The organism is Verrucomicrobiota bacterium, assembly GCA_039192515.1.
Taxonomy (GTDB): domain Bacteria; phylum Verrucomicrobiota; class Verrucomicrobiia; order Methylacidiphilales; family JBCCWR01; genus JBCCWR01.
Genome location: JBCCXA010000001.1, coordinates 256,014 through 279,184 on the forward strand (window position 1 = coordinate 256,014; position 23,171 = coordinate 279,184).

Annotated in this window: 26 protein-coding genes; 24 read left to right on the plus strand and 2 right to left on the minus strand. The window is 41.3% G+C overall.

Features of this window, described 5'->3' with window-relative positions:
* The first annotated feature begins 512 nt into the window (after nt 1-512).
* From AAGA18_01165 to AAGA18_01245, 17 genes are all read left to right on the plus strand, one after another.
* Nucleotides 513-917 carry a VOC family protein gene (locus AAGA18_01165; GenBank protein MEM9443936.1) on the plus strand — a complete coding sequence of 135 codons (405 nt, stop codon included), beginning with the start codon at nt 513-515 and terminating at the stop codon, nt 915-917.
* A gap of 125 nt (nt 918-1,042) precedes the next feature.
* Nucleotides 1,043-1,435 carry a hypothetical protein gene (locus AAGA18_01170; protein MEM9443937.1) on the plus strand — a complete coding sequence of 131 codons (393 nt, stop codon included), beginning with the start codon at nt 1,043-1,045 and terminating at the stop codon, nt 1,433-1,435.
* 763 nt (nt 1,436-2,198) lie between these two features.
* Nucleotides 2,199-2,393, plus strand: a complete 195-nt coding sequence (locus AAGA18_01175; GenBank protein MEM9443938.1) for a hypothetical protein — start codon at nt 2,199-2,201, stop codon at nt 2,391-2,393.
* A 102-nt stretch (nt 2,394-2,495) separates the two neighbouring features.
* Nucleotides 2,496-3,029: a hypothetical protein gene (locus tag AAGA18_01180; GenBank protein MEM9443939.1), complete on the plus strand. Its 534-nt coding sequence runs from the start codon at nt 2,496-2,498 to the stop codon at nt 3,027-3,029.
* Between the two features lie 123 nt (nt 3,030-3,152).
* The gene (locus tag AAGA18_01185) at nt 3,153-3,416 is read left to right on the plus strand and encodes a hypothetical protein (GenBank protein MEM9443940.1); all 264 of its coding nucleotides are present in this window, start codon (nt 3,153-3,155) and stop codon (nt 3,414-3,416) included.
* Nucleotides 3,417-3,567: 151 nt separating this feature from the next.
* Complete coding sequence (locus tag AAGA18_01190) at nt 3,568-4,014, plus strand: AAA family ATPase (GenBank protein ID MEM9443941.1); 447 nt, start codon at nt 3,568-3,570, stop codon at nt 4,012-4,014.
* Entirely contained in the window at nt 4,004-4,771 is a 768-nt protein-coding gene (locus tag AAGA18_01195; protein ID MEM9443942.1) for a tRNA(His) guanylyltransferase Thg1 family protein, read from the plus strand. The genes AAGA18_01190 and AAGA18_01195 overlap by 11 nt, the downstream gene beginning before the upstream one ends.
* 100 nt (nt 4,772-4,871) lie before the next feature.
* The gene (locus AAGA18_01200) at nt 4,872-5,342 is read left to right on the plus strand and encodes an OsmC family protein (GenBank protein ID MEM9443943.1); all 471 of its coding nucleotides are present in this window, start codon (nt 4,872-4,874) and stop codon (nt 5,340-5,342) included.
* A 32-nt stretch (nt 5,343-5,374) separates the two neighbouring features.
* The gene (locus AAGA18_01205; GenBank protein MEM9443944.1) at nt 5,375-5,953 is read left to right on the plus strand and encodes a hypothetical protein; all 579 of its coding nucleotides are present in this window, start codon (nt 5,375-5,377) and stop codon (nt 5,951-5,953) included.
* Between the two features lie 135 nt (nt 5,954-6,088).
* Nucleotides 6,089-6,235: a hypothetical protein gene (locus AAGA18_01210; GenBank protein MEM9443945.1), complete on the plus strand. Its 147-nt coding sequence runs from the start codon at nt 6,089-6,091 to the stop codon at nt 6,233-6,235.
* 187 nt (nt 6,236-6,422) lie between these two features.
* Entirely contained in the window at nt 6,423-6,701 is a 279-nt protein-coding gene (locus AAGA18_01215; protein ID MEM9443946.1) for a hypothetical protein, read from the plus strand.
* A gap of 8 nt (nt 6,702-6,709) precedes the next feature.
* Complete coding sequence (locus tag AAGA18_01220; GenBank protein MEM9443947.1) at nt 6,710-6,955, plus strand: hypothetical protein; 246 nt, start codon at nt 6,710-6,712, stop codon at nt 6,953-6,955.
* A gap of 1,004 nt (nt 6,956-7,959) precedes the next feature.
* Nucleotides 7,960-10,458: a DEAD/DEAH box helicase gene (locus tag AAGA18_01225; GenBank protein MEM9443948.1), complete on the plus strand. Its 2,499-nt coding sequence runs from the start codon at nt 7,960-7,962 to the stop codon at nt 10,456-10,458.
* A gap of 251 nt (nt 10,459-10,709) precedes the next feature.
* A complete protein-coding gene (locus AAGA18_01230) occupies nt 10,710-11,549 on the plus strand; it encodes a hypothetical protein (protein MEM9443949.1) in 840 nt (279 codons plus the stop codon).
* A 147-nt stretch (nt 11,550-11,696) separates the two neighbouring features.
* Complete coding sequence (locus AAGA18_01235) at nt 11,697-12,095, plus strand: hypothetical protein (GenBank protein ID MEM9443950.1); 399 nt, start codon at nt 11,697-11,699, stop codon at nt 12,093-12,095.
* A gap of 559 nt (nt 12,096-12,654) precedes the next feature.
* Nucleotides 12,655-13,107: a hypothetical protein gene (locus tag AAGA18_01240; protein MEM9443951.1), complete on the plus strand. Its 453-nt coding sequence runs from the start codon at nt 12,655-12,657 to the stop codon at nt 13,105-13,107.
* A gap of 51 nt (nt 13,108-13,158) precedes the next feature.
* Nucleotides 13,159-13,497 (plus strand): hypothetical protein, encoded by a 339-nt coding sequence (locus AAGA18_01245; GenBank protein MEM9443952.1) that lies wholly within the window; start codon nt 13,159-13,161, stop codon nt 13,495-13,497.
* A 179-nt stretch (nt 13,498-13,676) separates the two neighbouring features.
* Here the strand turns inward: AAGA18_01245 and AAGA18_01250 are convergent, their stop codons facing one another.
* Nucleotides 13,677-13,838 (minus strand): hypothetical protein, encoded by a 162-nt coding sequence (locus AAGA18_01250; protein MEM9443953.1) that lies wholly within the window; start codon nt 13,836-13,838, stop codon nt 13,677-13,679.
* Between the two features lie 211 nt (nt 13,839-14,049).
* Between AAGA18_01250 and AAGA18_01255 the strand changes: the two genes are divergently transcribed.
* The gene (locus tag AAGA18_01255) at nt 14,050-14,439 is read left to right on the plus strand and encodes a nuclear transport factor 2 family protein (protein MEM9443954.1); all 390 of its coding nucleotides are present in this window, start codon (nt 14,050-14,052) and stop codon (nt 14,437-14,439) included.
* A gap of 68 nt (nt 14,440-14,507) precedes the next feature.
* Here the strand turns inward: AAGA18_01255 and AAGA18_01260 are convergent, their stop codons facing one another.
* A complete protein-coding gene (locus AAGA18_01260) occupies nt 14,508-15,917 on the minus strand; it encodes a TonB-dependent receptor (protein MEM9443955.1) in 1,410 nt (469 codons plus the stop codon).
* 142 nt (nt 15,918-16,059) lie between these two features.
* Between AAGA18_01260 and AAGA18_01265 the strand changes: the two genes are divergently transcribed.
* From AAGA18_01265 to AAGA18_01290, 6 genes are all read left to right on the plus strand, one after another.
* The gene (locus AAGA18_01265) at nt 16,060-17,598 is read left to right on the plus strand and encodes a putative Na+/H+ antiporter (GenBank protein ID MEM9443956.1); all 1,539 of its coding nucleotides are present in this window, start codon (nt 16,060-16,062) and stop codon (nt 17,596-17,598) included.
* A 39-nt stretch (nt 17,599-17,637) separates the two neighbouring features.
* Complete coding sequence (locus AAGA18_01270; GenBank protein ID MEM9443957.1) at nt 17,638-18,555, plus strand: MBL fold metallo-hydrolase; 918 nt, start codon at nt 17,638-17,640, stop codon at nt 18,553-18,555.
* Nucleotides 18,556-18,886: 331 nt separating this feature from the next.
* Nucleotides 18,887-19,885: an ABC transporter substrate-binding protein gene (locus tag AAGA18_01275; protein MEM9443958.1), complete on the plus strand. Its 999-nt coding sequence runs from the start codon at nt 18,887-18,889 to the stop codon at nt 19,883-19,885.
* A 108-nt stretch (nt 19,886-19,993) separates the two neighbouring features.
* Entirely contained in the window at nt 19,994-22,102 is a 2,109-nt protein-coding gene (locus AAGA18_01280) for a PAS domain S-box protein (protein ID MEM9443959.1), read from the plus strand.
* A gap of 45 nt (nt 22,103-22,147) precedes the next feature.
* Nucleotides 22,148-22,573, plus strand: coding sequence for a response regulator (locus AAGA18_01285; GenBank protein ID MEM9443960.1), 426 nt, complete (start codon nt 22,148-22,150; stop codon nt 22,571-22,573).
* 218 nt (nt 22,574-22,791) lie between these two features.
* On the plus strand, nt 22,792-23,166 hold the full coding sequence (locus AAGA18_01290) for a hypothetical protein (GenBank protein ID MEM9443961.1): 375 nt from the start codon (nt 22,792-22,794) through the stop codon (nt 23,164-23,166).
* Nucleotides 23,167-23,171 lie beyond the last annotated feature (5 nt).

The window sequence follows — 23,171 nt, forward strand, 5'->3', positions numbered from 1 at the left end:
CTCCACCCAATGTATGTTAGAAAAAAATGAATGAGACAGCTGTTTCCATTCTCATAGCCATAGCGGCAATCTTTATGGTAGCCGTTCCTCTCTGGTTATTCTCGGAGCGCTTGCTCGTGAACCATTTTCCCTGCAAAACGAGTGATACTGAGAATGCCTACAAGAAGATGAGAATTTGGGCCGGAATCTGTCTTGTCGCAGTGTGTCTGTTCTTCCTTGGTCTTTTGTGGCGACCAGAGTTGATGATAGTTGCAGGGCTAGTCTTCTTGATTGGGATTCAGTTTCTACTGGGCTACGTGTACAGAATCAAAACTGGGAGGGACACCGCTGGCATGAGGTTCTGGAGACGAGTGTTTCAAAGTTCGGGTAGCGAGCTCAAGTAGGCAGACAAGCAAATTTCCAACCAAGGCGCCATGGGTTACTATTTTTTGAGAAAATCAGATCGAACAAAGGCCTAGAGGCAATTCTCTCGCTGGGCTCTTTCTTGCCTCACGTCTGACGTTAGAAAAAAAATGAAAACGGAACCAAAAGCAAAATTAACTGCATCTTCGCCCGTGCTTCTTGTAAAGGATGTCATTGCGGCAGCGAATCACTATCGTGATACAATGGGATTTAGCTACGAGCGCTTTTGGGGCGAGCCGCCAAATTTCGTTATTTTGAATCGTGACGGGATGTATGTGATGCTCCGCCAGGCTGAAGATCCAAAGCGCGTTATTCCGCATTGGACAGTTTCTAATAAACTCTGGAATATATACTTTTGGGTTTCTGATGTTGATAGACTTCATGCTGAGTTTGTCGAAAAAGGGGTCAAAATAGACTATGGAATTTGTGAACAGCCTTACGGATGCAAAGAATTCGGGACACAGGATTTAGATGGTCATGACATAGGTTTCGGCCAAGTAATGAATCAAAGCTAACAAAACGGTGGTGGCAACGTCGGCTAGCGCCGCCGTCGCCACACTTTGAAGTTTGATATAAGAATATGACACCGCCAGATGGATCCAAAATGAAGGTCAGTTTTGATGCTGGTAAAACTTGCATAATGGCACCGTATAGCGATGGCGGTTTTATGAGATATGGAATAGCCATTTTCCTCCTTGCGTGGCTTGGAGGCTGGGCATTCGGCTGGATTTCAGCCTTCGGAAGTCTATTCGATACCGAAGGCGGAGCATCCGGTTTCCTGATTTTTTGGTTAGTGGGATGGACGGTTGGCGGCGTCTTTGCGATGTTTTTTCTCTACCGCATCCTTAGGCCCGCAGTGCCAGAAAGATACATTTTCGATTCTACTCGACTAGCATATGATTCTGACTTAGCTCCATTCACATTTTCATTTGATCCACGTGACCAAATGGACTTCTGGAACAAAGTATTTAAAAAGCGGACACAGAAATTAATATTATTCGGTTACGTGAAACCGGTAGTGGTAACAGATTGACAATCGATCAGGGATCAAAGAGACACGATTGGGCTAATGGTCTTTCGGAAATAGAGCGGGAGTGGTTATTCGACCAATTTGCTAAACACTACAAAATCGAACAAGCGCGTTGAGTCAACTACGTGGAGCTGTTCGTCTCACTCGGTCACTCACGCCTAACCTTAGCATAAATTATGGACCAATATAACTATACAGAAAAAAGGGAAGAACACAGTTCACTCGATATGAGTGTAGTTGATTGGCTTATTACATTAATTATTTTAGCAATACCTATCGTAAATATAATTGCGTTTATATATTGGATCTTTTTAAGCTCAGGAAACGTTAATAGACGTAACTTCTGTCTTGCATATCTTATACTAATAGTAAGTGGTATATTGCTAGTAATTATTTTTCAGATATTTTGTTCAATGCTGTCTTTGTAAATCAAGAAGTGTATGGTTACTAACAAGATAGCAACCTTGAGGATTAACCGGACCTTAACATGCACCGGAGTGACTAAACTCCATCAAGAGTGCGGATGGAAGCCAGACTAAGTAAGGGAACCGAAACTCACTTCAATCCATAAATCTTTATAACCATGAATAATAATCTGAATTGAAAGTCAACTATTTCTTGACTACCTTCTCATGGATGCAGTAGGGGTAATAGTTTCTACTGCACGCCTTTGATGTGAGTAGTGCACTCTACCTCACTTCGACGATATGCAGAACTAAAAGTGAGCTTCGATAGATCGAAATACAAAATCATAAGAGCCAGCAACGTGAGCGGTCGTGACGGAATCGGCGTCGAGATTTACAACGATGATTCGATGGTTTGTGAAATTTTCAGGGACGACATGAAACGAACGAGAGAAATATGGATTTCCAAGCAAGAAGTTAGCCTCGAAGAAATGGAAGGATTTATCCAGATCTTCAAAGATGAAATCCCATGGGAATTTATCGAGTATGAAGAATAAGTATACAGATGGAGCTATGCGAATCAGCCCTACTCTTATGAAAGTGAACATTCGCATATCAAGTCGCTGCTCACAACGTCGGCAAGCCACCGCGTGAGAGCTTTGCGTTGGAAACTAAATAAAAAAATTGTTACTGACCTCTTATCCTTGGTTGGATTTATAGCAATAATACTATTGGGTATTTATTCAATTATAAGATACTATGCACCTGATTTTTATCGATCTGCTATGAGTGACTTCGGCACTCCCGAGAGAATTGAGCAATTGAAGGATTTTTATGATACTCTTGAAGAGAAGGGTTTAAGTAATCCAGAGTTGTCTGAATACTATCCTATTTATGCAGACTTTTCATACTACTCGCAGGCTAAGTTAATTCCAAAACAAGTTATTCTTAAAAATCTAAAGGGAAAATTTAGCTTACATGAATGGGGCTCAGGTTATGACAATGTCCTTGCAATCTTTGATGCTAATGACGAGTTATGTGCAATAGAATTTATTGGCTCCAGATACGGCTGTTATATCTCTAGAATTCCTAATTTCAATTCTGTTTATTATGATACTATCCATAGAGTTGTTGCTCCTTCAGATCCATTAGCCTATGATTCATATTATATATCAATAGGAGTTGACAATTAGGACCCAACAATTCAGTTGGGGTTCGGAGATACAATGATAACAAGAACAATCATACTTTTAGTATTATTATCGGGCGTAAGCTTTGCTAGAGAGTCTGATCTCACTAGGTACTGTTATGTCTACATGCTTGATAGCAGAGCAGCTAGCAGCCTTACGTCAGAAGAGAACAAAAACATACAATTGTCAGATTCTATATATGACTTATCTAAGTTTTTCCAAGATTCCGGTGTTGAGTTACGAAAAGGCGATTTGATTTTGTTAGACAAAGACAAGTCTGAATTGATTGTTGTTAATAAAATTGATCAGATTCATCTCATAGAAAATATTGTTGAAATAGACTTTAAGAAGAAACTTAATAACAAAAAGCGAACCAAGCAGTTGAGGTAATCGCTTACAGCGGTTGCAGGCTTGTGGTAATTCATACATACTTGCCGCTGTCAGCGGCCCCTCACGGCTGACGTTAGCTATTTGAAAAAACGCAATCTTATAGTTCCCACTACCTTAGAATGATCGAAACAATGATGGTATCATAACTACTATGGAAATGATCATATTCATAGGAATTCAAGCGGCCGGTAAATCTTCTTACTACAAAGATAAATTTGTAGATACACATATAAGGCTAAATATGGATATGCTACGTACCAGACACAGGGAAAAAGTTCTACTCAATGCCTGTATCGAAGGAAAACAACCAGTAGTCATAGACAATACCAATCCAACTGTGGAAGAACGGAATAAATATATTCAAAAAGCCAAAGACGGAAAGTTTGAAGTAATTGGATACTATTTTAGCTCGAAACTCACTGGTGCTATAAAAAGAAATTCAGAAAGAAACCTTAAAAAACCAATTCCAGAAATAGGAGTAAGATCTACATATAAGAAACTTGAGATTCCAACTGTAGCTGAAGGTTTCGACAAGCTGATATTTGTTGAATTGACTGATGATGGCTTCATTGAAAAGGAGTGGGACGATGAAATTTGATGACTTAGACAAACGAATGAGAATTTATGAGACTAACTATGATCAGACAGTTCTTCCCAAAATCTATGTAGTGGCTCGTATCGATGGTCGGAACTTCACCACATTTACGAAGGAAGTCTGCGACTATGAAGCACCATTTGATATTCGATTCAGAGACGCCATGGTCGGAACTGTTAAACATCTTATGGATTGTGGATTCAAAGTAGTCTACGGTTTTACCGAGAGTGATGAAATTTCTCTGCTATTACACAGAGATGACAATCCCTTCAGTCGTAAACTTAGAAAACTGAATTCAATCTTAGCAGGCGAAGCTTCTGCATACTTTACTAATCATGTTGGCCGAATAGCTAGCTTTGATTGTCGTATCAGCCAACTACCGACTATCCCAGATGTAATAGATTACTTTAGATGGCGCAATGAAGATGCTCATAGAAACGCATTATCAAGTCATTGTTATTGGGCTTTGAGAAAAGCAGGCTCCTCTTCAAAGGAAGCAACTCAAAAGTTAGAGAAAAAGTCTACTGCACAAAAGAACGAGATACTTTTCAATAAGGGAATAAACTTCAATGAGCTACCCAACTGGCAAAAAAGAGGAGTCGGACTGTATTGGGAAAAGTACCTTAAACAAGGCTTAAACCCTAAAACAGGAGAGACTGTTAACAGTGAGAGAAACCGAATAACAATTGACTATGAACTACCAATGAAAGACGAATATAGTAACTATATTGAAACAATTATTAAGAATAGCCACTCTTAGAATTTGAACCTAAGAAAAAAAATAGTTAACAAATCGTTGCAACGGTAATGATCTGCCCTAGAGGCAGAGCACCCCGCTTAACTCCACGTTCGATATAAAAATGTCACAGCACAGAGCAGAAGTAATTTGGAAGCGTTCAGGTAGTGATTTTAGCTACAAGAGCTACTCAAGAAACCACGAATGGGCATTTCAGAACGGACTGAAGATAGAAGCATCAGCAGCATCACAATTCCTCGGTGACGAAAACAAAATAGACCCTGAAGAAGCCTTTGTTGCATCACTGTCAAGTTGTCACATGCTTACTTTCCTAGCGATCTGTTCAAAAAAAGGAATTCCAGTAGAGAGCTATAGAGATAATGCAGTGGGATATCTGGAAAAAAGTGATGAAGAGAAGTTTGTTGTCACAAGAGTAGAGTTATATCCCGCCGTCGAATTTGGAGAAGGAACAAATTTGTCCATCGGAGAGCTTGAAGAATTGCATGAGCAGTCTCACTACGAATGCTTCCTTGCCAATTCAGTCACCACAAGTATAACTACAATCATCGAACAGGGCAGTGGTGGCAACGGCTAAGGCCGCGCCACACTTTGACGTGCGAAGATAAAATGAATTATGTTTTACCAGGCATGGGAGCATCTAGCAGGATGTATTCATCAGAGTGGAAAAGACTCAATGGTTATAAATTTTTAGATTGGCCTAATCAGTCCGCCGCAAATAGCATCGCAGATTTAGCTCAAGAGATGATTGTCATTCACAGGATAGATAAAAGAGATTCCGTTTTGGGTTCTTCTCTAGGTGGCATGGTTGCTTGCGAGATCTCAAATATTATAGATTTAGATAAAGTAGTTTTATTAGGTAGCGCTAAAGACAATAGTGAGATTTCAGATTTCTTACAGATTCTTAGTCCAATCATTGATTATACACCTATAGAATTTATTCAAAGATTGTCGGGTAAGTTGTCTTCAGATTTAACCGAGATGTTTTCAGTGTCCAACGCGCAGTTTATTAGAAACATGTGTAAAGCCATATTTACTTGGAAAGGTTTTTTAGATAGATGTAGATTATTTAGAATCCATGGTGTGAAAGACTTGGTCATCCCATGTCCATATGATGTGGATGTTAAGCTTGATGGAGGTCATTTGATAGCCATTACTCATGATACCGAGTGTATTAAAAATTTATGAGAACATGCGGTTTGACCTCAATCCTTAATTCTGCTGTGGATTGGCGGTGGTTCACCGGCATGCGAAGTGTTCTTTAACCAAAAAGGGGTCAGACCTTGTTATTGACAACAAGATCATCATTTCTAGGATAACGATATGCCTAGACAACCTCGAATAGAGTATGAAGGAGCTATTTATCATGTAATGAGTCGAGGTGATCGAGGAGAAGCCATTTATTGGAATGATGAGGATAGAGAGAATTTTCTTAAAACATTAGGAGAATCCTGTGGGAAGTGTAGTTAGCTCGTTCATGCTTATTGCTTGATGGATAATCATTTCCATGCAGTCATCGAAACACCGAAAGCCAATCTGGTTACCGGAATGAGAGAGTTATAGGGGCAAAGCTTTAGATGATGAAAAACAGATCTCACGTGGCTGGCAGTATGGTGGTGAAGATTTTAAGGAACGAAGTCTAGAGCGCTACGATGAGATGCGTTCGCAAGGAAATATATGCGGATCGGTCAAGCAAGAGAAAGAACTCTTTAAAAGGAAAAGAATTCTTAAGGAAGAACTTAAAAAGTTGGGTTGGACTAGCAGAAGGCTTGAGAAGAAGCCTAAAGGCTGTAAGCAAAAAATTGATATAGCAGAAAGGTTAAGGCGTGAGACTACCATTGCTATAAATGAAGTAGCTACTCTTGTTCATATGGGTTCCAGGAATTATGTAAACTATTTGCTATACAATAAAAGAGTTAGCAATAACAAGGTCTGACCCCTCACATGACCCCTCACACGTGGAGTCAGGAGAAAAAAGCTGATGATCCAGATTGGACTAGTGGACTAAGCCAAAAATTTTATGTGCGTAGTCGTAACGAAGATTTGTTTGCGAGACTGGAAATGACCTTTCTGCCTAGCAACAAAAAAACTTCAAAAATTAGAATAAAGTCATATGTAAATCCCAATGGCTCAAGAAATCTTGAATACGACAAGGCTAAAGATATCACCAAGTCATTTGTTTATCAGTAGTCCACTACTGTAACTGTGATACTGTGAATAGAAATCATATAACATAGGTCTTGGTGTTTCCCACTTGAAAATGATTTTCACGATTTCAAACGTTTTCTCATCACTCAAAAAAGGTGCAAAAAGATGCCTTTAAAAAATAATTACAGGTTGATTGGTGAGTTAGAGTCATTCTAAGGCATGACCTTAGTACACTATAATTTCTTTGCACTGTTTTGCATCGCGTTGCATTGAGGCATAAACGGAAAAGAATATTGAATAAACAAAGAAGGGCTTACTTTATACTTTTTTAAAGTAATAATCTGATAAGCAAAATTTCTGCCAGAAATAGTACATAGGGTTTCATAAAATTCGCGTTGAAACATCATCCCATTTTCAACAATCCCCCCACCTTTTCACTTTTTTAAAGGTAATCATTGGGCAAACAATTTCCTGATAAGAGGCTAATTTTTGTAGGTTTCAGCATTTGATCTCAAATTCATGTTTTGTTGTTAGGACATGAAGAAAAAGAACTAGGACACTTTTCTTCTGTAGAATTAGGACGGAACTTTCGATTTAAGACGATTGACGTCAAAAAATCAGGTTGCCTTCTCCAATTTGTTAGGACAGGGCAAATAATCTGTGATTTTGTTAGGACTTTTGGTGATTTAAGACAAAGAGCCAATTCTAGAGTAAAATTTGAGATTTCTAATCGATCATTAAATCATTCAACACTCCTTTTCCTATCTTTGGAGTGTTACCCTTTTTTAGTCTTCCTAAATTCTCATCATCTGGTAGTCAGGACAGTTACTTACATAAGGTCGGCAAGTTATTAACTGATCCTTGTGAGGATTTGCCGGATTTAAAGGCGGGAAAACAAAGAGCGGGACCGGGAGAATGATAGAAAGTTAAGAAAACTTGGCTGGAAGCTGCATGTGATATGGGAATGCCAATGCCGGGACCATGCTAAGTTTGAGAGGCAGATTTCTAAAATAGATAATTTATTGAACAGAGAGGTTTAAAAAAGCATGACCAAAATTGATTTTACGAAGATCACAACGGGAAAGCCGTCTGACCAAATTACTGAGCCGGAAAAGCTTTTTCCTCTACTGCCCAAACCGGATGAGACCGAATATAACTATTTGCGCGATGTGCAGGGAGAGGTTTTGTCTCAATGGTTTGAGAGAAGGGCCGAATTCGATCTGGTTGTTAAAATGAACACTGGCAGCGGCAAGACTGTTGTCGCCTTGATGATTCTCAAAAGCAGTTTGAATGAAAAATTAGGGCCAGCAGCTTATTTTGCTCCTGACATCTATCTCGCCAACCAGGTTAGAAAAGAGGCAGCTCATTTAGGAATTGATACATGCAGCGAGCCAAACGATCCTGATTTTCTTCAAGGCCGCTCTATCCTTGTTGACAACATTGCAAGTTTGGTAAACGGCAAGTCCGTTTTTGGAATTGATGAAATCAAAGTTCCCTTGGGATCTGTAATAATTGATGATGCTCACGCATGCCTCGAAAAAGTTGAAAGCCAGTTTTCGTTAGTAATCGAGCGGAATGAGCACCAAAAAGTGTATAAATCCATTTTATCGATATTTAAACACTCGCTTATAGAACAGTCTGAGATTGGCTATGAAGAAATAGAATCTGAAGATGCCCGGAGAATTATGCTTGTTCCTTATTGGAGCTGGCGGGAGCACTTTGAACAAGTTCTCTCCATTCTTCACAACTGGGAAGGCAAATGCCAGTTCATTTGGCCTCTTGTCAAAGACAGGCTTCGCTTGGGAAGATGTCTAGTGAGCGGAAGTAAAATCAGTGTTTCTCTGCCTTGTGTTCCCATCTCCATAATCCGGAGTTTTGCCAGAGCAAAAAGAAGAATCTATCTATCTGCAACTCTCACTTATGATAGTATTCTTGTTTCTGCATTTAATGTTCCTTCCGGTGCAATTCAAAAGCCTATTGTTCCAAAACAGATTGGGGATGTTGGCGAAAGGCTAATTATCATACCCCAAAGCCTAAATCCCAACATAGGCGATGAAGATCTGAGGCAAGAACTTTCAGCAATATCTAAAGGCACAACTGTTATAGTGGTTGTTCCTTCGGAGCGGAGGGCTGGCCTTTGGTCGGCTTTTGCAGACGGTATTCTGCGAGCGGAAAATATCTATGAAGGCGTTCAAGCATTAAGAGAGAGGCAATCAGGCCTTTATATTCTTGTTAACAAATACGACGGGGTGGACCTGCCTCATGATGCCTGCCGCGTTTTGGTACTTGATGACTTGCCGACAGCCAGAAGCATGCTTGGACGCTACGAAGATATGCTTTTGGACGGCAGCGAAGAATTAATGGCCCGGCGTATTCAGAAAATTGAACAAGGCATGGGGCGGGGTATCCGGGCAAATAATGATTATTGTGTTGTGGTTCCGATGGGGCCAAGGCTGATTGATTTTTTGAACGATCCCAGAGCAACACAGAAATTTACTCCGGCAACTAGAAAACAATTTGAGTTATCGAACGAAGTGGCAAAACAAGCCCGCGGGCTGGAATTATCTGAGTTGCGCGGTTTAATGGATCTTTGCCTTGAAAGAAATTCTGAATGGAAAGATGCAAGCCGTAATGCTCTCGCAGGCCTTGAAGAATATCCTGTGGAAAGTGAGTTAGAAACGGCAGTTCATAGAAGGAAAGCCTTTGAAGAATCTGAAATTGGACAGCACAACGCGGCAGCTCAAGAAATGCAGAATGCTGTTAATTCTGAAAACAGAGATCAAGAACAAGGCATACTAATGCAGGAGCTCGCTTCTTACACTGATTTTTTCGATCCTGTGGAAGCTCAGAAAATACAACAAAAGTCTGTTAGGCATAATGCGTCCCTACTTAGGCCTTTATCTGGAATCACCTATCACCGTCTGGCACCGGCAAGAAAGGCACAGGCTGAGTCCGCCCAAGCCTACTATCAAGAGAGCTACCGGAATTCTAATGATATGGTGATTCGTTTCCGGTCTTTAATAGAAGACTTAGTTTTTATTCCTGAATCTGATTCCGAGCCGTTCGAACGTGCCATGCGCGAGATTGCTTTTGTCCTTGGATATCAAGGACAACGCCCTGAGAAGGAATTTGGATCTGGTCCTGATAACCTGTGGGCCGTCGGCGAAATGAATTATTTCGTCATTGAGTGCAAAAGCGGAACAAAGACGGAGACGGTTTGCAAACGTGATTGTGACCAGCTCAATGGATCCGTTGTTTGGTTCCAAAACAAGTATGATGCTTCATGCAAGATGACTCCCGTAATTGTTCACCCAAGCGAAGTATTTGATAATGATTGTTCATTCATGGATGGAACCAGGGTTATCAATAGGGATTGCCTCCAAAAGTTGAAAAAGGCTATTGATACCCTGGGAAGCTCTTGGGGACAGCTAGGCAAATTGCCGTCTTTTGAAGAAACCAGAGACCTGTTTGACAACATGAAGCTAACTCCTTCGCTATTCCTGGATAATTATACGGTTGCTGGAAGTAAAAAGAAAAAGCGGTGAAAACAGGTTTCCTATACCTTTGAAGTAGAGCATTCATCTGAATGAATGAAAAAAATGAAATCCAAGAAATCGAAGGCCTCCGAAAAGGGGTCAGACCTTGTTATTGACAACAAGATCATCATTTCTAGGGTAACGATATGCCTAGACAACCTCGAGTAGAGTATGAAGGAGCTATTTATCATGTAATGAGTCGAGGGGATCGAGGAGAAGCCATTTATTTGATGATGAGGAATCTGACTCATGGTTAGATCATGAGCTCGAGTAATGGGTTTGCAGTGATCATTGCGTTGAGAGCAGAGAATATCCTCAATAATAAAAACGACATTGTTGGGAATACTTCAGCATTTACGTCATCAGGTTTTGGAATAAGGTATGAATCAAGTGGTAAGTTAAAGGCTTGCCTTGGGAGACTGACACTTACGCCGGGTGGGCAAAATCTTGTCGCTGGTAATACAGTTGTATTGGCCGTTAACTATAATCCGGCTTCAGAATTGTTTGAGTTTTGGGATTCCATGAATCAATCAATAGAGAGTTCAAGTGTAAGATCGGCGGATTTTTCATTGTCGGAAGCAGTGACCCTGGGAAGCCCCACCAATAATTCCTGTTACATGAGTGGAATGATTGGAGAGTTAAAAATGTACGATGAATCCCTTACTTCCTTAAAATTCGAGTTAGCCCAAAAGGAGATGGCTACAAAGTGGATAATCGATGGTATTGATCAATGGTGGTCGCAAGTAGGTATGGATATTGGGGGTGCGGATGAAGATTTCGATGGCGATGGGCTCTCAAACCTTATAGAGGTTGGACTCGGTGGTGATCCCTTGAATAAAAGTATACATGCTCTTTTACCTTCACTAGGTGTATGGAACGGGTCAATGTTAGAGTATTCACACTTAAGGCTAAGAAATGCCGAGCGCGAAGGAATCGTTTACAAAGTTCTGACTTCACCAGACTTAATCACTTGGAATGAAACAGGGGCGGAGATTACAGAAACCGAGGTGTTGGATAATGAAATGGAATCTGTAAAATACGCTATAGATCCGGGCCCGGATGCTTCTTTATTTATTAGTCTCCAGATAGAGACAAATTGAAGTATCCTCAGGATGGGCCACAACACAGTCTGCTAGTCACCCCATAGTATTTGGGAATAGTTAGGGAATTTTAGGGCTAATACTAGTTGATCTAAGGTTATTGCCAAAATGTGATGATCATTTATCTTATTTAAGGTTATTGTTAGCATGCAGCTTAGTACTCTTGAACATCCTGTAGAAGCGATTCTGGCAATTCCATTTCTTATCATGGGCTTTTCGCACCTTGTGCGACCAAATATGTGGCAAGAGTTTTTTGTTTCACTGCACTCTATGGGAGAGCGTGGTGTGATTTGGCGTTCCTGCATATTGGAGCTCTGGCCGGCTGCTATAATAGTGACTTTTCATCAGCAATGGGCATGGCCTGGAATAATTATCACACTCTATGGGCATGCATTAATGGCAAAGGTGGCCCTTTGTTTATTAGTTCCTAAATACGGACTCAAATCTCTTGCCATGGCAGGGCGTTATGGGAAAAAGGGTTTTAGAGTTGCCGGGGTTGTCTTGTGCCTATTGGGCATCTTTTGTGTTTGCCGTATTGTCTTTTAATTTTCCATCAGGGTTAAAAATTATCATGGCGACTTGTAGTTATTTATAGATAAAGTTAAGGTAATTGATTCATTCAAAGAAAGGCTAAAAATGATCATACTGAGTATTGTGTGGCTACTAGCAGGCATTCTAATTACAGTGTGTGCAATGCCGCTGGTTTATAATAGGATTCCAATGAATTCGATTTATGGATTTAGATTGCCCCAGACATTTATATCAGACAAAGCATGGTATCATTTAAACGAGGTAGGAGGCATGCTATTCTCTTTGTTAGGATTTCCTCTGTTCCTATCAGGTATACTGGGATTCTTTTTGCCAGAAAATCTCTTGGTTATTCATTCAATGGTAACAGGCATTGTTATTCTTATGGCAATCGGGTTTTCAATATGTCTGTTTATGAGATATGTCATGAGATATCAAAGTAGAACATGAGGCTTTGGCTTCCAATGAAGAATACATCAATGAAAAATCAAAAGAATACTCTGGAACTTATTTCACGAAGATCTTTAAGTCTTTTATGTATCATTGAGTATTTGAGAGTTAATAACAGGAAAAAAGGATGCCCCATTTAATGGGTTGGCTTAGCAAACTGCTTGTCGCTGTAAGTCCTCTACTGCTCTGGGCTTGTGAGTCTCAACAAAGCACCGGTGAGAAGGGAAGTCCAGTAACGAAAGCTCATTACGTTGAATTCGTTTCTGCCTCGGTTGAGAAACAGTGCAACATTTTGGAGCAAGTTCATGGGGTATCCTTTGGTACAGAGGTTGAAGATCTGGGGCGAGCCAAAATCGCGAAAACAGGCGACGGAACCTTCATAGGAGTTCGCGCACCATTGGCGGAACATGAGCAGCCCATCGTTCGAGTTTATTTCGCAGTCGAAGACATAACCAAGGCGGTTAAAGAGGCCGAGGCCGCCGGCGCAGTAATCGCATACCCTCCTACAAAACAGGGAGAAACTGGGACCTGGGCAATCATTATTCAGGACGAAATTCAACATGGGTTGTGGCAGCCCTAGGTTTTGTAACTGCAAAATAAAATTGGTTTTAGGTCAGGGGCTAAGGGGCCTGTGCGAAACGTAAACATCCGCAAAGTGGTTCTGCTAGATTACATCACCCATTATTACGAAAACGAATATGGTCCCTATCTGAATATGTGTGATCTAGGTGATTCGGAAATTCAGAAACTCGCCGAAAGAGAGAAAGGTGCCCTCGTTAGTTATAATCGATTCGATCTTGGAGAGAATTTTGTTTGCTGGCGCAAAGAGGCCGATGACTTACTTGTTCGTTCCTATACTGAGAAGTTTGGCAATCCTCTAGAGGGGCGTGCTTATTTTTCTCTTCTAGGCACTTTTGACAAGACATATGGCCTCTATAGAAATCCTAGGAAAATTGTTCACATACGCTGAGCTTATTGAGTCATATAGTAGAATGGGTATATCGGATATGATACAGAGACATAAAAAGAACGGTGGTTGGGTGGGGTGCTATGTTGAAGCACATATGTGGAAGCGGCAGTTAAGAAAGAATTGGCTAGAGCAGAACCGCCAGAGCTAAATTCTTAAAGCGTGGCCATAGCAGTCTCTCGCTAACTTGAGCGTATGAGGGCTATTAAACCCGGATGATGCACTCGTGAATTAAAGATTTGTGGAACATCTTGGTCGCAAGAAGCATAGAGTCTCCTAGGGGCATCACCTTTTGATATATCTTTGTCGACTCTCTTTTTCTTGTCACTCAAGCTATGACGCATCTCATTCAACTTCTGTTACATCATCCGGGTCAAATGGAAAAAAAGATTTTAAGAAATAGATCAAGAACTGCCAGACATTTGTGGTAAACTTGAAAGAAAGATTGATTGAGTTTGCGTATTACCACACAATTGAGTAAACAAACCACAAGGTGCCTATGTGGGTGATACACTGGCAAGCGTTTAGCTTTTGCCTTATGCCAATTAGGGATTTATGACAGCTAAAGAGTTCATGCGCACTTACGAAACCGCTACAGGTTCTCATGGACTGGATCATATGGTAAAGCTTATCGATAAGTATGCGGTCTATTGGTTCAGTGACGGCTCAAGTCATGTTGGCAAGCAGGCTGTGGAAGCGGCTATCAAGAATAACTTTGAAATAATCAAGGATGAGACCTATCAGATTAGTCATTTGGTATGCTTAGCGGAGTCCAGAGAACTCGCCGTATGCATTTATCGTTTTGATTGGTCCGGTCTCGTTCGTGGCAAAGCTGCCTCAGGTTCAGGCCGGGGGACTACCGTGTTGGCGCGGGAAGGTGATTCATGGGTTGTCATTCATGAGCACTTGAGCAAGGGAAGTCATGAATTAGAGCAGCATACTTGAGCTTCTGGATGCCAAATCCTTTTTCCTTCACTGAGACCGTACGCCTGTCTCTTTGTGATGTGGCGTAACTACTTCAACCCAAAAAAACCTCGTTCCTTAATGATTTTGGCAACCCGTGGTGAAACAAGTTGCTGCCAGGAGGCATCTCCTAGATTTATCTTCTTAATAACATTGCTAGAAGAGAAGTTGACCATTGCGGGGTTTTCAGAACGGATGGGCTCAATAAAGCGGTTTTCTATCAAGTAGCGGTGCAGATGTTGCAAATGAGGCTCTACTTCAAGGTTATGAGCCGTAATAATCTGTTCGTTTTTTGGATTCCTCGCAGGGTAAACATACAATCGTACTTGGTTGCGGAATAGTCGTCCAAATGATTCTAGAATGCCCCCAGCTAAATCTTCGTAATACTTCTCTTTGAAAATTTCTTTTAGAAGAGGTACTCCCAAGACAATGCCTATCTTTTCTTTAGAGGCTCGAGAAAGGTAGCTTGCTAGACGGTGAAACTCCGCGTAATTAGAAATGACAACAGACTTTCCGAGTGCACCCAATATTTCTACTCTCGCAATAAAGTCCTTTAGGTCTAGACCTCCTTCGCCCTTGGTCATCAAGTTATTCATGGTGATCTCCATGATTTCAACTAGTTCTTCTTTCTGCTCCGTTTTGCCGTCCTCTTGGAAAAATTGAAAATGTGCGGATTCTAACATCTCAATATTGAGCTTGGTTACAGGACGAAACCTTCCTCTTTCAACTAGGATGGGTCGTTTATAAAGCATCTCAGCTGGTTGCAATACTTCACCATCAGGCGCAAACATAGTCGCTTCGGTCAAACCATGCTTTACAAGATACAAGGCTAGAACCCTATTATCGATATGCCCAAACGAAGGCCCGGAAAATTTCACCATGTCCACCTCTATCCTCCCTTTGGATACATTTTGGCATAATGAGCGAACAAACGATTCGGGTTCATGATGTAAGTAAAAGGCGCTATGGACTAAGTTAACCCCCACGATGCCGAGCGCTTCCTGTTGCTCCAAGTTTGTATCATCTAGCATCCGCACATGAATAATGATGTCATTAGAGTCCTGCATGGGACCCAATTGATAGCGAATGCCAACCCATCCATGACACTCATTAGTTCCGCGGAAATTTCGAGCGGAAACAGTATCTGCAAAGGCAAAAAATTGTGATGTTTCCCCTCTCTCTCCTGATAGCCTTTGCATGATGAGCTCGTATTCGTGATCCAGCATTTTGTGCAAACGCTTGCGAGAAACGTAGCGTTCACTCACTCCGTAGATCTCATCGGAAAACTTCATGTCATAGGCGGACATGCTTTTTGCAATAGTGCCAGCCGCACCCCCTACTCTGAAAAACCAACGAGCCGTTTCTTGCCCAGCTCCAATTTCCGCAAAGGTCCCGTACTTTGCATTATCTAAATTAACCTGGAGTGCCTTCTCCGAGGTTGTTAGAACTTCCTGACTCATCACCTTATCCTCTTTCCTAGTCCATTGGTATAACACTCTTTCGGTTCTATACCATAAAACTTTCCCGCAAATTTCTCGGAAAAGATTGAATTCTTACCATTCTCGTCTAATGATTTGCGATTGTTAAAGCAACTATAAAGCTATGGCTATCTTTAGAAATGTTAGTTTACTGGCACTGACCTTTTTGGTCTTATTCCAGTTCACAAATCTAACCCAGGCTTCAGTTAGAGGAGCTGAAGCAGATTTTCCTGTCAAGCTTAGCGACTACAAAGATTCTGAGGTCAAAAATATCTGGACCAAACTCAAAGGTAGGATCGATAAAGCCCCTTTTAATCTTATTGCTAGCATCATTTTTCTCTGCGCTATTCTTCACACTTTCATGGCTAGTAAGTTTATGGCGATTGCTCATAAGATTGAGCATAAACACAAAAAGAAACTGGCCGAACAGAAAAATAGAGATGGCAAGGAGAAAGTATCTTTCAAGGCCACGCTTTTTCACTTTTTAGGGGAGATTGAAGCGATCTTCGGCATCTGGGTGGTGCCTCTCGCAGTGATCATAGTTGTGATGCATGGTGGTGGTGTCATGGAGCATTATATTGGTGAAACTGTAAATTACAGAGAGCCCATATTTGTAGTGGTGATTATGACCATCGCTGCTTCTAGACCGGTGATGTTTTTTGCTGAAAAGTGCATCAGCTTTATTGCGGCTCTGGGTAAAGGCACCCCTCTTGCTTACTGGCTGAGCATTCTAACCATTGCTCCTCTACTAGGTTCTTTCATTACCGAGCCTGCTGCAATTTCCATTGGAGCGCTACTTCTGAGTCAGAAATTCTATGAGCTCAACCCAAGCAACAAACTCAAGTACGCAACCATTGGACTCCTTTTTGTAAACATTTCTATAGGGGGAACTCTGACTAATTTTGCAGCGCCTCCCGTGCTTATGGTAGCTACTGCTTGGGATTGGAGCACTCCATTCATGGCGGCTCACTTTGGTTGGAAAGCCCTGGCCGCTATACTTATCTCCAACACCCTTTATTTTGTAGTCTTTGCTAAGGAATTCAAAACCATGGCAGTTGAGACTGTTGAGGTCGATGGTTCAAAAGATGCGAGAGCCAAGTCTATTCCTCTTTGGATTGTTGTTGTTCACCTCTTGTTCATGGCCTACACCGTATCTTTTGCTCACTTTTCACCACTTTGCATTGGAGGCTTCCTTTTCTACATCGCCTTTACTTATGCAACACAACATCATCAAAATGATTCTATCAATCTAAAGCCCGCTTTACTGGTTGGTTTCTTTCTGGCAGGTCTAGAGATACATGGGGGTTGCCAAACATGGTGGATCGAGCCAGTGCTCTCTGTGCTTAACGCGTGGCCTCTCATGATCGGTTCCACTGCTCTTACAGCATTCAACGATAATGCGGCTATTACTTACCTTGCTTCTTTGGTTCCTTCATTTACTGATGAAATGAAGTATGCAGTAGTCGCTGGGGCTGTGACTGGAGGAGGATTAACTGTTATTGCCAATGCCCCTAACCCTGCTGGACAGTCTATTCTCAGTAAACATTTTGCTAATCGATCTGTTAGCCCATTTTACTTAGCCTTAAGTGCACTCATCCCAACGATTATAGCGGGAGCTTGTTTTATGCTCTTGCCTCATATTCCAATTCCTGAAGGTTTTTAGGTTTGCCACATCACTGCGTATGAAGGATAAAGTAATGCAGTGCCTTTAAGAAGCCTTCGGAACATTCACTCTTTTCGCTTGCCCCGGTTCCCGCGCAAACCCAAGTGGACACAGCGCAATTTTATTTCAGAGGTTCTTATCCCTTCACTCCTTCAGCCTCGTCGAGGTAAGAAAGCTCCTCAACCACTTCTTTTCCCAAAGCTTAAAGAAGGTCAGCTTGCCATAACTTGGATAGGTCACGCTTCTTTCCTGATTCAAACACCCAAACGCAATGTCTTGATTGATCCCAACTGGGCTAAGTGGCTTTTTATTATTAAGCGCTTGAAGCATGCCGGTGCCCTTCAGCACCAACTTCCTAATATTGACCTTGTTTTAATTACACACGCCCATTTCGATCATCTGGACAGACCTAGTCTCAAATCCATAGCGGCCCAACAACCCATAATCGTTCCCAATGGAGTCAGCAATCTCGTTCACAGGCTAGGATTTAAGCTAGCCCAGGAAATGAATTGGTGGGACCAATGGGAATTTGAGGATCTCAAAATTACATTCACACCTGCTAAGCATTGGGGTGCACGCATGGTCCTAGACCGTCATCGCCTCTATGGAGGTTACATCATTGAATATCAAGGGCGTAAGATCTATCATTGTGGAGACTCTGCTTATTTTGAAGGTTTCAAAGAAATTGGTAGACGTGAATCTCCTGAAATCGCTTTACTCCCGATAGGCGCCTACGAGCCACCTTCATTTCGAGACCACCACATTACTCCAGAGCAAGCAGTAGAAGCTTTTCAAGAACTGAATTCCAAGAGACTGATCCCCATGCATTATGGGACTTATAGACTCAGCTATGAGCCCATGCACGAACCCCCGCAGCGCCTTATGCAGGCAGCAGCGGCTAAAGGAATTCTTCCAAACCTAACTTTTCTTACCGAAGGGTTGCCGCAGGTTTTTTAACTGGATGATGTAGAGAAGTTAGACCGAGATGCAAAAAAGCTTGAGCCAAAAGAACAAGAGACTCTATGTTTCTTAAGGCCAAGATCCTGCACAGATCTATAAGTCTCTGTGGCATCATTCGAGTTTAATCCAGGAAATGCTTTGGCTTATCTAATCTAATCACCATTTTTGCCTATTAGACACCTATCTCGCTCAAGATGAGAGGCATGGCAGGGTTTAGCACAAATAGGTGAAAAATATGCTGCAAAGTGTTTATTTTTCAGTAAGAAAGAATAGTTGCCGATATCTAAAATCTAATAGGCCACGCCCAACAGTCATCTATTCATGCTATATGAACTCAAAATTATCTAATCTGCGCAAAGAATTTGTTATTCTCATGGTGCCCATTGTCATCATTATGATGATGTGGGTTTACTTTTTTGGTAAGAAAGAATTAGGCCCCATTCGCCTTGGTATTAATATATGGCCAGGCTATGAGTATCTCTTTCTCGCTGAGTCTATGGGATACTATAAGGAACTAGGAGTCGACATGCAGATCGTAGAGACGGCAAGTCTCGATGACCTGAGAAGAGCCTACGAGCGCGGCACGGTAGACGTGATGGCGACCAGTCTTATCGAGGTCGTACAAGCTGCCGCAAATTCAGGCAATATCCCAAAGATTTTTATGATCACCGATTATTCTAATGGTGCTGATGTGATTATAGCTAGAGAGGGCATTGAGAGCATAAAAGATTTGAAAGATAAAAGAGTTGGCCTGGAAATGGCCTCCTTAGGGCAATTCATGGTGGCACGCGCTCTACAAAAACATAACCTGAGTTTGGATGATATAGTTATGGTGCCCATGGCACAAGAGGAGATGCATCAAGCTATCCTAAGTGTTGAAGTTGACGCTGTGATGACCTATCCACCCGTATCGGTAAAACTTCTTCGGGATAATACAAACAAAATCATTTTTGATAGCAGCGAAATTCCTGGTGAGATTATTGATGTGGTTTCTGCTACTAGTCAGGTTGTAAAAGAGCGACCTGGAGATCTTCTTAAAATCATTAAAGCTTGGGAAAAGGCTCTAGATTTTGCCGCTCAGTCTCCTGCGGAAGCTCACAAATTTGCCGCAGATCGTCAAAACATTACACCTCATGAGTTCAAGAAGTCCTTAGAGGGCATACGGCTACTCAATATTGATAGACAAAAAAGTTTATTTGATGAGAAAGTGGAGTTAGAAAACGGAATCAGACTCATCAAAGAAATAATCCTAACTCCGGGACAATACCAAGAGCTTCCCTCTAGTGAAGCATTTATATTCTCAAAGGCCATTAAACTAGCAGATTAAATTCATCAGTCCATGACTCGCTCTAGCAGAAAATTTATATCCCTAAAAACTAGTCTTATCGCACCTATTCTCTTAAGTTTTCTTTTAGCCGTTTTTTTCTATTTGTGGATGCAACATCGTAACCTAAATAACAGGTTGCTTCAGGATGCCAAAGTCCAGGCAGAGGTCATTGCCTACTCCACAAAATATGTTGCAGAAATCTCCGGCTTCTCACCCAAGCTTAATCGAGCAGTTATGGCCTTTGGGATAGAGCAAGATATTAGTTCTGTGGTTGTCATATTAGAGAAAAATCTCCAGGTCATGTCCTCTAGTCGCATCGCTTGGAAGGGCAAAAATATCATGAATGTGGCAGGCGCAAATATTCACAAAGAGGCCGTCCAAAAACTAGGCAACGCTAAGCTTATGGAACATTTGTGGCTTCATTACAGGGATGAACATCGCCTTTTTTTTCTTACGCCTTTTTTCGTCGACAGTCCAGATGCTCCAGGGAAGCTCGATAAGGCTTGGGTCATTGTTGAAAAAAATACCCACAGACTAGAAAAAGATATTGAAAATCAACTCAAGCAGACAGCCTTTTTATTTATCTCTATCATCCTGTTGTTATCAGGGTTCATTTACTTGCTTTTAGAAAAAAGGCTGTTCCAACCTCTTAGTGCTATAGCCGAGAGTATTCGTACTCATTCTGCTGGTGAATCCCATAGCCTTTCAGCTTTGCGCCAAGATGAGATTGGCGATCTGGCAAAAACTTTAAGTAATGCTTGGAATAAACAAAAAAAGTCTGAAAAAGAATTAAATATTATTCTTAATAGTGTGCCGGCACTTATTTTTTATAAGGATGCTGAAAACAACATCATTCGACTGAACATGCCAGCTGCTGAGGCCATGGGGCTAACCGTTGAAGAGGTGGAGGGCAAAAATGCTCGAGAGTTCTTTCCAACTGTAGCGGAAGATTATCATAAAGATGATTTAGAAGTCATTGAGTCAGGGGAACCTAAATTAGGAATTATAGAGTGCTTTGAACCCAAGTCCGGCGGAAGGCGATGGATCGAAACAGATAAGGTACCATACTACAATGATCAAGGAGATATCGTAGGAGTTATTGCTTTAGTTAAGGACATCACAGAACAACACATGGCAACTACAGCGCTAAGTGATCGTGAAAAAAAATTAAAGAACATCTTAGAGAACATGATCGATGGTTTGGCGGTTGTCGATCAAAACGGAAATGTCCAAAGTTTCAACCCAGCGTGTGAAAGAATCTTTGGTTATCAGTCTGAACACATGATTGGAGTAAATATTAGTCGGCTGATTCCCGAATCCCATCGTTTGAAATACAAAAAATATCTTTCTGAGAATCAGAAATCTGGGATAGCAGATATCATAGGGGTCGGACGAACTCTTGAGGCGCAAAGAAAAAATGGAGAAATTTTCCCGCTAGAGCTTTCGGTGTCTGAACTACCTGTAGATGGTGAGGTATTGTATTGCGGTTTTTTACGGGATATAACCGACCGCAAAAAAGCAGAAGACGATATTAGGACGAAAAATAAAGATTTGGAAATGATGCTTCATGTCGTTTCTCATGACCTCCGTGAACCCCTGCGAACCATCGCCAACTTTTCTGACCTGCTTAAAGAAGAATACTATGAAGCATTCGATGATGAGGCGGCTGACTATATTAAACGAATTAGTAGGGGTGTAGACCGTATGAGACTACTGCTAGATGCCATCATGGATCTATCTAGGGCAAAGAATAAATCTTTTACTTTAGAACCTATGGATATAAGAGAGTGCATCGAAAGTTCGCTTGAGTCATTGGATGCCAGTATACATGGGGCAAAGGCGCAGATTGATATTTCTAATGGGTTTCATCCCTTCAAGGGTGATAAGACATGGATGAAACAGGTCTTTAATAATTTAATCCATAACGCCATAAAGTTCTCTGGTGATAGTCCACCACGTATTCAGATTATGCCCTACGAGGAAAAAATAGATCACGTCACAGTGCGAGGCGTACAAGTGCTTGATAGAGGTATAGGTGTTCCCGAAATAGCCAGGGCAAAGATCTTTACACTATTCCAGAGAGCTGTAGGAAGAAATGTTGAAGGCACCGGCGCAGGCCTTGCCATTGTTAGCCAAATCATTCAGCGTCACGGGGGTAAGATATGGATTGAGCCACGCGAAGGTGGTGGATCTAAATTTATTTTTACACTATCATAAATTCTATAAAGCTGTATATTACATCATCGGATGAATATATTGGTTATGGATAGACCTCTGAGAATATTGTTGGTGGATGACAGTGATGACGACATCTTGCTGATCAAGAATGCTTTCAAAAAATGCGATAGACTAAGCATCATTGATGCAGTAAACGATGGGCAAGAGGCGTTAAATTATCTCAAACAAATAGGCGAATACTCTGAGGCGGAGCGTCCTGACATGCTTTTACTTGATATCAATATGCCTGTCATTGGTGGCTTTGAAGTTTTAGAACATCTTAGTAAGCACGACGATTTTATGTCACTTCCAGTTGTTATGTTGACAACAAGTGACAATGAAGACGATGTCACTAATTCATACAAGCTAGGAGCTTGCAGCTATATTCGGAAGCCAGATACCTTTTCTGATATGAAAGGTATCACCGAAAAATTTGAGAATTACTGGTGTAGCACCGTCAAGATACCCTAATTACCGGTTATTTTATTTATATCAGTAAAATCTATAATTTACATACAAATTCTAGCATCTCCTTACATTCAATCTTATTTATATAAGGTGTAGGCCAATACCTTGCGGGTTATTCTATACAGTATTTTATTGCCTATTTTCTCAAAAAAAAGTTGCCAAAAGTGCGGAATGATATAGCTTGCTTTTCCGGTTAATAACCTTCTCGGGTTAGGTTGCTTATGAAAAATCTATTAGGTTTGCACTTTATAACATCGCATTACCGAAATCTACTTTATCTAATGACGGAGGTGGCTATGCATTTTAAAGCACACTTGCGCAGTTACCACGTAAATCGAAATTCGCGCACGATTGGTAGCTACTACATTGACCAAATCATAAAAAATTTTGAAGTCGGTGAACTCACCAATGGTGATTATGTGGAAATAAACCTGCGCAGAATCCCTGTCAACGAATTCTACCTTAAGCACCGTGCTTTCCTTTCTATACGCCATACCATAGAGATAGTATTTGCCGGGGTGCTTGCTTTCTTTATTTTTATGATGGCTGGCAAACTCACGTTTTTTGTTTTAGGTATGATGAAGAATCTTAACTGAGGGGG